The organism is Deinococcus sp. KSM4-11 (assembly GCF_004801415.1).
Classification (GTDB): Bacteria; Deinococcota; Deinococci; order Deinococcales; family Deinococcaceae; genus Deinococcus.
In genome coordinates this window covers 1-11,804 of the sequence record NZ_SSNX01000005.1, presented here as the reverse complement: position 1 = coordinate 11,804, position 11,804 = coordinate 1, and the positions used below count along the sequence as shown (strand labels likewise).

General features: G+C 65.5%; 24 protein-coding genes. All 24 read right to left on the bottom strand.

All coding sequences use genetic code 11. From position 1 onward, the window contains the following. Positions 1-107: 107 nt before the first annotated feature. Positions 108-701 carry an adenylate kinase gene (locus E7T09_RS14145; RefSeq protein WP_136389862.1) on the bottom strand — a complete coding sequence of 198 codons (594 nt, stop codon included), beginning with the start codon at positions 699-701 and terminating at the stop codon, positions 108-110. Between the two features lie 142 nt (positions 702-843). Beyond that, positions 844-2,169, bottom strand: a complete 1,326-nt coding sequence (secY, locus tag E7T09_RS14140; protein ID WP_136389861.1) for a preprotein translocase subunit SecY — start codon at positions 2,167-2,169, stop codon at positions 844-846. Further along, positions 2,169-2,639, bottom strand: coding sequence for a 50S ribosomal protein L15 (rplO, locus tag E7T09_RS14135; RefSeq protein ID WP_136389860.1), 471 nt, complete (start codon positions 2,637-2,639; stop codon positions 2,169-2,171). Before rplO ends, secY begins: the two co-directional genes overlap by 1 nt. Beyond that, positions 2,636-2,803 (bottom strand): 50S ribosomal protein L30, encoded by a 168-nt coding sequence (gene rpmD, locus E7T09_RS14130; RefSeq protein WP_205747030.1) that lies wholly within the window; start codon positions 2,801-2,803, stop codon positions 2,636-2,638. The genes rplO and rpmD overlap by 4 nt, the downstream gene beginning before the upstream one ends. Before the next feature lie 11 nt (positions 2,804-2,814). Next, positions 2,815-3,327, bottom strand: a complete 513-nt coding sequence (gene rpsE / locus E7T09_RS14125) for a 30S ribosomal protein S5 (protein ID WP_168734854.1) — start codon at positions 3,325-3,327, stop codon at positions 2,815-2,817. Then, a complete protein-coding gene (rplR, locus tag E7T09_RS14120) occupies positions 3,317-3,655 on the bottom strand; it encodes a 50S ribosomal protein L18 (protein WP_136389857.1) in 339 nt (112 codons plus the stop codon). Before rplR ends, rpsE begins: the two co-directional genes overlap by 11 nt. Then, positions 3,655-4,212, bottom strand: a complete 558-nt coding sequence (rplF, locus tag E7T09_RS14115) for a 50S ribosomal protein L6 (protein WP_136389856.1) — start codon at positions 4,210-4,212, stop codon at positions 3,655-3,657. The genes rplR and rplF overlap by 1 nt, the downstream gene beginning before the upstream one ends. Before the next feature lie 112 nt (positions 4,213-4,324). Beyond that, positions 4,325-4,726, bottom strand: coding sequence for a 30S ribosomal protein S8 (gene rpsH / locus E7T09_RS14110; protein WP_136389855.1), 402 nt, complete (start codon positions 4,724-4,726; stop codon positions 4,325-4,327). A 376-nt stretch (positions 4,727-5,102) separates the two neighbouring features. Beyond that, complete coding sequence (locus tag E7T09_RS14105; protein WP_136389854.1) at positions 5,103-5,288, bottom strand: type Z 30S ribosomal protein S14; 186 nt, start codon at positions 5,286-5,288, stop codon at positions 5,103-5,105. Between the two features lie 10 nt (positions 5,289-5,298). Continuing rightward, positions 5,299-5,841 carry a 50S ribosomal protein L5 gene (gene rplE, locus E7T09_RS14100; protein ID WP_136389853.1) on the bottom strand — a complete coding sequence of 181 codons (543 nt, stop codon included), beginning with the start codon at positions 5,839-5,841 and terminating at the stop codon, positions 5,299-5,301. Positions 5,842-5,932: 91 nt separating this feature from the next. Further along, positions 5,933-6,280: a 50S ribosomal protein L24 gene (gene rplX / locus E7T09_RS14095; protein WP_136389852.1), complete on the bottom strand. Its 348-nt coding sequence runs from the start codon at positions 6,278-6,280 to the stop codon at positions 5,933-5,935. Continuing rightward, positions 6,280-6,684 carry a 50S ribosomal protein L14 gene (rplN, locus tag E7T09_RS14090; protein WP_136389851.1) on the bottom strand — a complete coding sequence of 135 codons (405 nt, stop codon included), beginning with the start codon at positions 6,682-6,684 and terminating at the stop codon, positions 6,280-6,282. Before rplN ends, rplX begins: the two co-directional genes overlap by 1 nt. Next, positions 6,681-6,965 (bottom strand): 30S ribosomal protein S17, encoded by a 285-nt coding sequence (gene rpsQ / locus E7T09_RS14085; protein WP_136389850.1) that lies wholly within the window; start codon positions 6,963-6,965, stop codon positions 6,681-6,683. The genes rplN and rpsQ overlap by 4 nt, the downstream gene beginning before the upstream one ends. Next, positions 6,962-7,180, bottom strand: a complete 219-nt coding sequence (rpmC, locus tag E7T09_RS14080; RefSeq protein ID WP_136389849.1) for a 50S ribosomal protein L29 — start codon at positions 7,178-7,180, stop codon at positions 6,962-6,964. Before rpmC ends, rpsQ begins: the two co-directional genes overlap by 4 nt. After that, a complete protein-coding gene (gene rplP / locus E7T09_RS14075; RefSeq protein ID WP_136390122.1) occupies positions 7,167-7,592 on the bottom strand; it encodes a 50S ribosomal protein L16 in 426 nt (141 codons plus the stop codon). The genes rpmC and rplP overlap by 14 nt, the downstream gene beginning before the upstream one ends. Next, complete coding sequence (gene rpsC, locus E7T09_RS14070; protein ID WP_136389848.1) at positions 7,592-8,338, bottom strand: 30S ribosomal protein S3; 747 nt, start codon at positions 8,336-8,338, stop codon at positions 7,592-7,594. The genes rplP and rpsC overlap by 1 nt, the downstream gene beginning before the upstream one ends. A 3-nt stretch (positions 8,339-8,341) precedes the next feature. After that, complete coding sequence (gene rplV, locus E7T09_RS14065; RefSeq protein ID WP_136389847.1) at positions 8,342-8,755, bottom strand: 50S ribosomal protein L22; 414 nt, start codon at positions 8,753-8,755, stop codon at positions 8,342-8,344. Next, a complete protein-coding gene (gene rpsS / locus E7T09_RS14060) occupies positions 8,752-9,039 on the bottom strand; it encodes a 30S ribosomal protein S19 (protein ID WP_136389846.1) in 288 nt (95 codons plus the stop codon). The genes rplV and rpsS overlap by 4 nt, the downstream gene beginning before the upstream one ends. A 12-nt stretch (positions 9,040-9,051) precedes the next feature. Continuing rightward, a complete protein-coding gene (gene rplB, locus E7T09_RS14055) occupies positions 9,052-9,885 on the bottom strand; it encodes a 50S ribosomal protein L2 (protein ID WP_136389845.1) in 834 nt (277 codons plus the stop codon). Between the two features lie 13 nt (positions 9,886-9,898). After that, positions 9,899-10,186: a 50S ribosomal protein L23 gene (locus E7T09_RS14050; protein WP_136389844.1), complete on the bottom strand. Its 288-nt coding sequence runs from the start codon at positions 10,184-10,186 to the stop codon at positions 9,899-9,901. Then, positions 10,183-10,791 carry a 50S ribosomal protein L4 gene (gene rplD / locus E7T09_RS14045; protein WP_136389843.1) on the bottom strand — a complete coding sequence of 203 codons (609 nt, stop codon included), beginning with the start codon at positions 10,789-10,791 and terminating at the stop codon, positions 10,183-10,185. The genes E7T09_RS14050 and rplD overlap by 4 nt, the downstream gene beginning before the upstream one ends. Beyond that, positions 10,791-11,411 (bottom strand): 50S ribosomal protein L3, encoded by a 621-nt coding sequence (gene rplC, locus E7T09_RS14040; protein WP_136389842.1) that lies wholly within the window; start codon positions 11,409-11,411, stop codon positions 10,791-10,793. The genes rplD and rplC overlap by 1 nt, the downstream gene beginning before the upstream one ends. Continuing rightward, positions 11,408-11,731 (bottom strand): 30S ribosomal protein S10, encoded by a 324-nt coding sequence (rpsJ, locus tag E7T09_RS14035; RefSeq protein ID WP_092265343.1) that lies wholly within the window; start codon positions 11,729-11,731, stop codon positions 11,408-11,410. The genes rplC and rpsJ overlap by 4 nt, the downstream gene beginning before the upstream one ends. Positions 11,732-11,736: 5 nt before the next feature. Further along, positions 11,737-11,804: hypothetical protein (locus E7T09_RS14030; protein ID WP_205747029.1), on the bottom strand; the 68-nt coding region annotated here is incomplete at its 5' end.

Here is an 11,804-nt window from a genome sequence, read left to right as displayed (position 1 = left end):
TAATGTAACGGATTCACACTGGGTTGGCAACCCCAGCCTATCCGACACCCCCCAAGAACGAGGGCAGAGTGCTCGACGCCCTCTGCCCACCGGTCTCTTTCCAGCTCCTACTTCATGCCGTCCAGAATGCGGCCGTACACCTGATCCATGCTGCCCACACCGTCCACACGGTACAGGTGCCCGCGCGCCGCGTAGTAGTCGATCAGGGGCTGCGTCTGCTCGCGGTAGATGTCCTGGCGGTGACGGGCCACCTCCTCGGTGTCGTCGCTGCGCACCGCCTGACCGGCCGCCTGCGCCTGTTTGCCCCGATCCACGATGCGGGAGATCAGCACCTCGGCGGGCACTTCCAACAGCGGCACGGCGTTCACCGGAGCGCCCAGTTCCTCCAGCAGCATGTCCAGCCCCTCGGCCTGCGGCAGTGTGCGCGGAAAGCCGTCGAAGATCACGCGCACGGCGTCCATGCCCGCCAGCTTGTCGCGGATCAGGGCGATCAGGATGTCGTCCGGCACCAGTTTTCCGGCGTCCAGAATGGGCTTCACCTGCTGCCCCAGTTCCGTTCCCCGCTGAACGTGGTCACGCAGGATATCGCCGGTGCTGATCTTCAGCAGGTGCTGCTCGGCCGCCAGCCGCTCCGCCTGCGTACCCTTGCCCGCGCCGGGCGGCCCGAGAAACACCACGACCTTGTTTTTCGCTTGAGTCACTGCTTCCTCCGTTAGGCCATCAGCATAGAGTCCCACACGGTGGAGTCCGAGCCCCTGCCCAGCCCTGTTCCCCCTCAGGTGACGTCAGACCACGAAAAACCGCCCCCGGACTCGGGAGCGGCTTCGGAATAAAACGAGGGACTCAGTTGTTCAGCCGGCCACGAATGCGGCCCTTGCTGATGAACCCGTCGTAACGGCGCACCGTCAGCTGAGCTTCGAGCTGCTTCAGCGTTTCGAGGGCCACCCCCACGATGATCAGCAGGCCTGTCCCGCTGAACTGGAAGGTCGTGATGCCCGTGGCCCGCTGCACCACCTGAGGAATGATGGTCAGCACGACTAGGAAGATCGCGCCCCACAGACTCAGGCGGCCGCTGATGCTGCCCAGGAACTCGGCGGTGGGCGTGCCGGGACGCACGCCGGGAATGAAGCCTCCCGCCTCGCGCAGCTGCTCGGCGATCCGCTTCGGGTCGAACTGCACGCTGTTGTACAGGTACGTGAAGCCGAAAATCAGCGCGGCCTCCAGCACGATGTACAGCGGCTGCCCGAACACCAGGTTCGTCTGGATCCACGCGCTCACGGCGGGCGCGCGGGTGGTCGTGGCGCTCGAAATCAGGTTCGGGATGATCAGCATGGCCGACGCGAAGATCACTGGAATCACGCCCGCCTGGTTGACCTTGATGGGCAACCAGGTGGCCTGCGTGGCTCCACGCGCCTGCCCGGCCACGCCGCCGCGCGCGCGGGCGTAGGTCACGGGTACCCGGCGCTCGGCCTGGTAGACGTACACGATCCCGGCGATGGTCACCAGGATCACGGCGGCGAAGGCCACCAGCCGGATCACCCAGTTCGCTTCCGGGTCGGAGCGCACCAGGGCGGCCGTGCTCTGGAACTCGAAGGGGTAGCGGGCGATGATCCCTGCCGTGATGATCAGCGAGATGCCGTTCCCCACGCCGACTTCCGTGATGCGCTCCCCGATCCACATGGTGAACGCGATCCCGGCCACCTGCGTGAGCACCATCACCAGAATGGTGAAGACGCCGGGCGTCCAGCCGATGGCGATGTAACTGGGGTTGGAATTGATGAACGCCGCGAAGAAGGTGGCCTGCACGGCCCCCAGCGCCACCGCGGCATACCGGGTGTACTGGTTGATCTTCTTGCGGCCTTCCTCGCCTTCCTTACTGAGTTTCTCCAGCGCGGGAATGGTCGTGGTCAGCAGCTGGATGACGATGCTGGCCGTGATGTACGGCAGCACCCCCAGCGCGAAGATCGAGAACTGCGAAAGATTCCCGCCCGAGATCATGCTGATCAAGCCGAACAGGCCACCCGAGTTGGCTTTACTCAGGGTGGCACTGTTCACGCCCGGGGTGGGAATGGCGCTCCCCAGGCGGTAAATGGCGAGAAGCAGCAGGGTGAAGAGAATCTTCCGCTGAAGATCCGGAATCCGGAAGGCGTCGCGGAAGGCGCGGAGCATTACTCCGCCTTCTGGGCGCTTTCGGTCTTGGGTTCGGGCAGGACGACCTTGCCCCCGGCGGCCTCGATGGCCTTGATGGCCGAGGCGCTCGCGGCGTCCACGTGCACCGTCACGGCGCGCGAGATCTCACCGCCGGCGAGGAGCTTCACGGGCCAGTTCTTGCGGCGCACCAGGCCCGCGATCTCCAGCACGTTGCGGTCGAAGGTGTCACCCTCGACTTCGATGTCGTTCAGCTGCGAGAGCTTGATGACCTCGAAGGTCGTGCCGACGTTGTTGAAGCCACGCTTGGGCAGACGGGCGATCAGGCGGCTGCGGCCCCCCTCGAAGAAGGCCCCCTTGCCGGCGCCGCTGCGCGACTTCTGGCCCTTGTGGCCACGGCCGGCCGTCTTGTCCGTGCCGCCGGGGCCACGGCCCACGCGCTTGCGGTTCTTGCGGCTGCCCGGTGAGGGCTGCAGTTCGTGCAGTTTCATTCGTGCACCTCCAGCAGGTGCTTGACGGTGTTCACCATGCCGCGCAGGGCGGGGGTGTCGCTCACTTCGCGGGTGTCACCGATCTTCTTCAGGCCGAGCGCCTGCACGGTCTTCACCTGGTAACCAGGGCGGCCGATGATGCTGCGCTTGAGGGTGATTTTCAGGGTCGCCATGCTTATGCGCCTCCGGTCTCGCCTCGCAGCGCGCGAACCTGTTTCGCGGTGCGGAGATTTCTAAGGCCGTCGAACACGGCGTACGCCACGTTGACTTTGTTGCGGCTGCCGAGTTCCTTGGACAGCAGGTTGGTGATCCCGGCCAGTTCCGCAATGGAGCGGGGCACGGTGCCGGCGATCACGCCCGTGCCGGGGCCGGCGGGCTTGAGCAGCACGCGGCTGGTGCTGTTCTCGCCCACGATGTCGTGGGGAATGGTGCCGTTCTCGACGGGCACCATGATCATGTTCTTGCGGGCGATGCTCTTGGCCTTCTCGATGGCCACGGGCACTTCCTTGGCCTTCCCGATGCCCATGCCCACGCGGCCGTTGCGGTCGCCGAGGATCACGAGGGCCGCGAACCGGAAGCGGCGGCCGCCCTGGTAGGTCTTGGAGGTGCGGTTCACGAACAGCATCTTCTCTTCGAATTCGCTGCTTTCGCGCTCCGCATTGCGGTCGTTGCGTCGGTTAAAAGTCAAGGCCACCCTCCCGCGCCGCGTCTGCGAGCGCCTTCACGCGTCCGTGGTACCGGTAAGAGCCACGGTCAAAGACCACCTGCTTGACGCCCTTCTCGAGCGCCACGGCCGCCAGGGCCTTGCCCACGGCGGCGGCAGTGTCGGTCTTGTTGCCCGATTTGACGGCGGCGCTGGTGGCCGCAGCAACGGTGATGCCCTTGCTGTCGTCGATGATCTGGGCGTAGATGTGCTTGCTGGAGCGGTACACGCTCAGGCGCAGGCGCTCGCCGGCGGCCGTGCGGACTTTGCGGCGGGCGCGCAGCTTGCGGCGGATCATGGTCTGGGTCGCCATTATTTCTTCCCTTTCCCGCCCGTCGCACCGGCTTTACCGGCCTTCAGGGCAATCTTCTCGCCGAGGAAACGCACACCCTTGCCGTGGTAGGCGTCGGGCTTGCGCACCTTGCGGACATTCGCGGCCACCTGACCGACGAGCTGCTTGTCGATGCCGCTCACGTCAATCTTGGTGGGTTCCGGCACGGTGAAGCTCACGCCGGCGGGCGGCTCAATGATGACCGGGTGGCTGTAGCCGATGGTCATTTCGAGGTTCTTGCCGGACAGCTTGGCGCGGAAGCCCACGCCCCGCAGTTCCAGATTGATGGTGTAGCCGTCGCTGACGCCCTTGACGGCGTTGGCGACCAGCGTGCGGGTCAGGCCGTGCAGGGCGCGGTGGCGCTGCTGGTCACTGGGCCGCTCGACGACGAGGTTGTCGCCATCTTTCTTGATGCTGAGCTCGGTGTTGTAGGGAACGGTCAGTTCACCCTTGGGGCCCTTGACCTTGAACACGCCGTCTGCGGCGGTCGTGGTCACGCCGCTCGGCACGGCGATGGGCTGTCTACCAATTCGGGACATCGTGTGTCCTCCTTGAGTCCTTAAGTCGAGGCAGGCACCTCGCGGTCAGGTCTAGTGCTTCAGCTCGGGGAACTCCCCTCACCTTACTTCTCGGTCGACCGGCGCTCGTCGATTACCACAGCACGCAGACGACTTCGCCGCCCACGCCCTGCTTGCGGGCCTCGCGGTCCGGCAGCAGGCCCTTGCTCGTGGACACCACGGCCAGGCCCAGGCCGCGCTGGATACGGGGCAGGTTGTCGGCGCTGACGTACGAGCGGCGCCCAGGACGGCTGATGCGCTCGATGTGCTTGATGACCTGCTCGCGCTTGTCACCGTACTTCAGCGTGACGCGCAGCACGTCGAACTTTTGGCCTTCCGGCACCAGACGCTCGACGCTGGCCACGTAGCCTTCCTTGACCAGCAGCTTGGCCAGTTCTTCCTTGAAGCGGGAGGCCGGGATGTCCACGGTCTCCTTGTGGGTGCGCGTCGCGTTGCGGATGCGCGTGAGCATGTCAGCGATGGGATCACTCAGCATGTGTCTCCTCCAGGGGCGCGGTTGTTCCACCACTGCCCCGGCGGTTGTGCCCAGCACCCTCGGGTACCAGCCACGGGTCTCCCCTCTCGAATGCCTGACGGAAAAATCCGCCGTTCCTTCTGTTGGGTCGGAAATCCACCACTGGACGATCACCCTTCGAAACCGACGGGTTCGTATCCAGGGGGCACAGCACGAACACCGCACACGTGCGGCAAGGAGAAAGTGTAGCAGACACCGGGGGCAGAGGGCAATCGTGGAGTTCGTTACCCTAGTCCTTGGTGTCGCGCGTCGCAGATCTGACCTCTGCTAGCCGCATCAGGACGTGTCGAGCAACAAAAAAACCCCCGTTTCCGGGGGCTTCTCCTGAACGCGATGCTTACCAGCTGGCTTTCTTCACGCCGGGGAGTTCGCCCTTGTGGGCCATCTCGCGGATGCAGATGCGGCACATGCCGAAGAAGCGGTAGTACCCGCGGGCACGGCCGCAGCGGGAGCAGCGGCTGTAGTTCTGCACGGCAAATTTATGACCGCGCGCAGCTTTGACAACTTTCGAGGTGTTCGCCATATCAGTCCTTTTACTGCTTGCGGAAGGGCAGACCCATCGCTTGCAGCAGGGCGCGGGCTTCCTCGTCGGTCTTGGCGGTGGTCACGATGGTGACGTCCATCCCGCGGGTCTTGTCGACCATGTCGTAGGTGATCTCCGGGAAGATCAGCTGTTCCTTGATGCCGAGGTTGTAGTTCCCGCGGCCGTCGAAGGCGTTGGGGTTGATCCCACGGAAGTCACGGATGCGGGGCAGGCCGATGTTGATCAGCTTCTCGAGGAACACGTACATGCGCTCGCCGCGCAGCGTGACCTTGATGCCGACCGGCATGCCCTGGCGCAGCTTGAAGTTGCTGATGCTCTTCTTCGCCTTGGTGACGATGGGCTTTTGCAGGGTGATCAGGGCCAGTTCGCGCGAGGCCTTGTCGATGGCCTTGCTGTCTTCCTTGGCGCTGCCCAGGCCCTCGTTCACGACGATCTTCTCGATGCGGGGCACGGCCATCACGCTGGAGTAGCCGAACTGCTGCATCAGGGCCGGGCGAACCGTGTCGGTGTATTTCTGTTTGAGCTGTTCCATGGTGGGTTCCTTCGAGCGGTCTGGCAGTTTTTCAGCCAGCGCCGCTCAGGCCGCCCGCGTCCGCCGTCCGGCGGGGAGCGGCCCGGAGGGTTCAGTCGATGTTCTTGCCGCTGGCCACAGCCACGCGGACTTTCTTGCCATCGACGATGGTCTTGCGAATGCGGGTGGCCTTACCAGTTTCGGGGTCGACGATCGACACCTTGCTGGCGTGCAGGGCCAGCTCGCGCTGCTCCTGGCCGCCCTGGGGGTTGCTGGCGCTAGGCTTGACGTTCTTGGTGACGACGTTGACGCCTTCCACGACGACCTTCTGGTCGCGCGGGAGGGCGAGCAGCACCTTGCCAGTCTTGCCCTTGTGCTTGCCGCTCAGAACGATGACGGTGTCACCCTTCTTGACGTGCAGCTTGTCGTTGTGGTGGCTTCCTGCACTGGGGCGAGGCATTACAGCACCTCCGGGGCCAGGGAGACGATCTTCATGAAGCGGCGGTCGCGCAGTTCGCGGGCGACCGGCCCGAAGACGCGCGTGCCGCGCGGTTCGCCCTGGTTGTTGATGATGACGGCGGCGTTCTTGTCGAAGCGGATGGTGCTGCCGTCGGCGCGCTTGATGGCGTGCGAGGTGCGCACGACCACGGCCTTGACGACGTCACCGGCCTTGACGGTGCCGCGCGGGGCGGCGTCCTTGACGCTGGCGACGATGATGTCACCCACGCCGGCGTAGCGCTTGTTGCCGCCGCCGCCGGTGGTGAGGCCCTTGCCGCCGATGCCGCTGTTGAGCACGCGGATGCACATGATCTCGCGCGCGCCGCTGTTATCCGCCACGTCCAGGCGGGACTGGGGCATGATCATGCTTTACCGCCTTCCGTTTCGACGGCGGTGGTCTCGATGCCGCGCGGACGCTCGATCAGCTTGGTGACCTTCCAGGTCTTGGTCTTGCTGATGGGGCGCACGGCGATGATCTCGACGCGGTCACCGATCTTGTACTCGTTCTTCTCGTCGTGGGCCGCGTACTTGTGGCTGCGGGTCACGACCTTGCCGTACAGCGGGTGGGCGAAGCGGCGCTCCACCTTCACGCTGACCGTCTTGTCGGCCTTGTCGCTGACGACGACGCCGGTAAAGGTCTTCTTCATGCCTGCTCTCCCTGCCCGTTCTTGCCAGCACTGGCCAGCTCGGTCTTGATGGTATTGAGCTGGGCAACTTCACGGCGGAGCTGCGTCACGCGGTGAGGCTGGGCCAGGTTGCCGGTGGCGGCCTGGAAGCGCAGCTCCATGAGTTCTTTCTTGCGGGCGTCGATTTCCTTGGCGAAATCGTCCGCCTTCAGATTGCGCATGTCACTGGGCTTCATCGTAGACCTCACGCTTGACCATCTTGGTCTGGATGGGCAGCTTGTGACCGGCCAGGCGGAAGGCTTCCTTGGCCTGCTCCTCGGTCACGCCGGACACCTCGAACATCACGCGGCCGGGCTTGACGACGCTCACCCAGAATTCCACGGCGCCCTTCCCTTTCCCCATTCGGGTTTCGGCCGGCTTCTTGGTCACGGGCTTGTCGGGGAAGATGCGGATGTAGATCTTGCCGCCGCGGCGGAAGTGACGGCTCATGACGATGCGGCAGGCCTCGATCTGGTTGCTCTTGATCCAGGCGGGCTCCACGGCAATCAGGCCGTAGTCGCCGAAGGCCACGTAATCGCCGCCCTTGGCGTCGCCCGTCATCCGGCCGCGGTGCTGCTTACGGTACTTGGTGCGCTTCGGAAGAAGCATCATTCACCTCCGGTGCGCCGGCGGGCGGTGGGCCGACGGCGGTTGGGGCGGTCGCCACCTTCGGGGCGGCGGTCGTCCTGCTTGCGCTGCGGGCGGGCGAAGGTCTCGGTCTTGCCCCCGATGACTTCACCGTTGAAGACCATGACCTTGATGCCCAGGATGCCGTAGGTGGTGCGGGCCAGGGCGGTGCCGTAGTCGATGTCGGCGCGCAGGGTGTGCAGCGGCACGCGGCCTTCACGGACGGTCTCGCGGCGAGCCTGCTCGGCGCCGCCGAGGCGGCCAGACAGCACGACCTTCACGCCACGCGCGCCGGATTCCATCACGCGCTGCGCGGCCTGCTTCATGGCGCGGCGGAACGCGAAGCGGCGCTCGATCTGCTCGGCGATGCGCAGGGCGACCAGGGGCGCACTGATGTTCGGGTTGGGGATCTCGGCCACGTTCACGGCGACCGTGCCCGCCGAGACCAGACGCTCGATGTCGCCGCGCAGCTTCTTGATGCTGTCGCCGCCCTTGCCGATCACGATGCCGGGTTTCGCGGCGCTGATGATCACGTTGACCTGCTGACCCGCACGCTCGATCTCGATGCGCGCGATCCCGGCGGCGGCCAGTTCCTTGTTCACCAGGTTGCGGATCTTCTCGTCTTCGCGCAGCAGGCCGGCGTACTGCTTCTTGCCGGCGTACCAGCGGCTGTTCCAGCCCCGCGTGATGCCCAGGCGGAAGCCGTTCGGGTTGATTTTATTGCCCATGACTTATTTCCCCCGGCTCGCGGCGCTCTCGCCCACGATGATGGTGATGTGGCTGGTGCGCTTCTTGATGATGTTGGCGCTGCCACGGGCGCGGGGAATCAGGCGCTTGAGGGTCGGGCCGGCGTCCACGTAGGCCGCCGTGATGACCAGACGGTCTTCGAGCATCTCGTCGTTGTGCAGCGCGTTGTGCTTGGCGCTGTTGAGCACCTTGCTGACGGGCTCGCTGGCGGCGCGCGGGATGAAGCGCAGCAGGTCCTCGGCGTCGCGCACGCTCTTGCCACGGATCACGTCGACCACCAGACGCACCTTGCGGGGGCTGATGCGGACGTACTTCGCCACGGCGTAGCCGGGACGACGCAGCTTGACTTCCTGCTTGCGCTGCTTCTTGTTGCGGAATTCAGAGACTGGAGCGGTCATTTCTTCTTGCTCCCCTTGGCGGACTTCTCTGAACCGTGCCCGCGGTACGAGCGGGTGGGCGAGAACTCGCCGAGCTTGTGGCCGATCATCTGCTCATTCACGAACACCGGCACGTGCTGCTTGCCGTTGTGAACCGCGATGGTGTGGCCGATCATCTCGGGCACGACCGTGGAGCGGCGCGACCAGGTCTTGATGACGCGCTTTTGCTTGGTGTCGTTCTGGGCGTCCACCTTCTTCAGGAGGTGGTCGTCCACGAACGGCCCTTTTTTGAGGCTACGGGGCATGAGCTACCCTCCTTACTTCCCGCCGCGGCGGGTGATGATGAAGCGGTCGGACACCTTGCGCTTCCTGCGGGTCTTGAGGCCCTTGCTGGGCTGGCCCCAGGGGCTGACGGGCACACGGCCCGCGCCGGTACGGCCTTCACCACCGCCGTGGGGGTGATCCACCGGGTTCATGGCGCTGCCTCGCTGGTGGGGTTTGTTGCCCAGCCAGCGGCTGCGGCCGGCCTTGCCCAGCACGATGTTCTTGTGCTCGGCGTTGCCGACGACACCGATGGTGGCGTAGCACTCGCTGTGGATGCGGCGCAGTTCGCCGCTGGGCAGGCGCAGGATCACGTAGTCGCTTTCCTTGCCCTGCACCTGGATGGACGTGCCGGCCGAGCGGGCGAGCTGGGCACCCTTGCCGGGCACCATCTCGACGCTGTGGACGACCGCGCCGACCGGCACGAAGCGCAGCGGCAGGGCGTTGCCCAGCTTGGGCTCGGCTTCCGGGCCGGCGTTCACGGTGGCGCCCACGACCAGGCCCTCGGGAGCCAGGATGTAGCGCTTCTCGCCGTCGGCGTAGTGCACCAGGGCGATGCGGGCGCTGCGGTTGGGATCGTACTCGATCGCGGCGACCTTGCCGGGCACGCCCGCCTTGTCGCGGCGCTTGAAGTCGATGATGCGGTACAGGCGCTTGTGCCCGCCGCCGATGAAGCGGCTGGTGATGCGGCCACGGTTGTTGCGTCCGCCGGTCTTGGGCAGCGCGGTGGTCAGCGCCTTCTCGGGGCGCTTCTTGGTCAGTCCGCTAAAGTCCGCCGTCGTCATCTGGCGACGTGACGGGGTATAGGGACGGTATTTCTTGACGGCCATGTTCAATCTCTCCTTAGGCCTGGCCTTCAAGGGCGGCGATGGTCTGGCCTTCGGCGAGGCGGACGATGGCCTTCTTGCGGTCGTTGCGCTGTCCGATGAACTTGCCGACGCGCTTGCGCTTGCCGGGGACGTTCATGGTGCTGATCCCGATGACCTGCACGCCGAAGGCTTTCTGCACGGCGTCCTTGATCTCGGTCTTGGTGGCCTTGGGGCTCACCCAGAAGGAGTACGCGCCGCGTTCCATGCCGGCATACGCCTTCTCGCTGATCACGGGGGCCTGAAGAATGTCGTAGTAGCTCATGCTTCGTCCCCTTCGCCGTCCGCGAGTTCCAGCGCGGCGGCGTCGATGACCAGACGGTCGTGGCGCAGGATGTCGTAGACGTTCACGCCCGCGACCGGCATCACGCTGATCCAGCTGACGTTCCGGGCGGCGCGGCGGGCCATCTCGTCGTCGGTGGCGAGCAGCACCTTCTCGCTGCCGTCCATACCGTTCTGCGCGGCCCAGCTCAGGAAGCCCTTGGTCTTGCCGTCGAGGTCGAAGCCGTCCACGGCGATCAGTTTGCCTTCACCCTGGCGGGCGGCCAGGGCCATGCCCAGGCCCAGCTGACGCACCTGGCGGGGCAGGGTGTATCCGTAGGAGCGGGGCTTGGGCCCGAAGGCCACGCCGCCACCCACGAAGGTCGGGACGCTGCGGTCGCCGTGACGGGCATTGCCCGTGCCCTTCTGGGAGTACATCTTCTTGCCGCCGCGGCTGACCTGCGCGCGGGTCTTGGTGCTGGCCGTGCCACGACGGCGGCTGGCGAGCTGCCAGGTGACCACGTCGTGCAGGATGTTCTTGTTCACTTCCGGCAGATCCACGTCGATCTTGCGACCGCCGTTCTTGCCGATGACGTCAATCTGCGCCATTACTTGCCTCCCTTAGAGGCACCGCGCAGCACGACGAGCCCGCCGTTGGCACCGGGGATCGCACCCTTGACGAGAATCAGGTTCTCGTCGGCGCGGATCTCCACGATTTCCAGGTTCTGCACAGTGATGCGGGTCATGCCCATGTGGCCGGCCATGCGCTTGCCCTTGTACACGCGGCCAGGCGTCTTGCGCTGGCCGATCGAGCCGGGACGGCGGTGCCACTTCTTGGAACCGTGGCTGGCGGGGCCGCCCTTGAAGTTCCAGCGCTTCATGACGCCCTGGAAGCCCTTGCCCTTGCTGGTGCCGGTCGCGTCGATCTTCTCGCCTTCGGCGAAGATGTCCACGTTCACGGTGTCGCCGTCGGGCGCAAAGCCGCGGAATTCACGCAGGAAGCGCACCGGGGTCACGCCCGCCTTCTTGAAGTGCCCGGCAACAGGCTTGGTGACGTTGCGCTCCGCCTTGGGGGCGTAGCCGATCTGCACGGCCTCGTACCCATCGGTCTGCGCAGTCTTGCGCTGCACGACGGGGCACGGGCCGGCCAGCACGACGGTCACGGGAACGGCGCGGTCGCCCTTCCAGATCTGGGTCATGCCGATCTTGGTGCCGAGGATGCCTTTCATGCGCGGCCCCCCACGGTCTTGATCTCGATGTCCACGCCGGTCGGCAGGTCGAGGGTCATCAGGCTGTCGATCGTCTTCTTGGTGGGGTTCATGATGTCCACCAGACGGTTGTGCGTGCGGATCTCGAAGTGCTCGCGGCTGTCCTTGTCGATGAAGGGGCTACGCAGCACGCAGAAGCGGCGGATGCGGGTGGGGAGCGGCACGGGGCCACTCACGTCCGCGCCGGTGCGCCGAACCGTGTCCACGATCTTGCTCGCGGACTGATCCAGCGCCTTGTGGTCGAAGCCACGCAGTTTGATACGGATCTTGGGGGCAACCATGGCTATTACTCCAGAACCTTGGAGACGACGCCGGCGCCGACGGTGCGGCCACCTTCACGGATGGCGAAGCGCA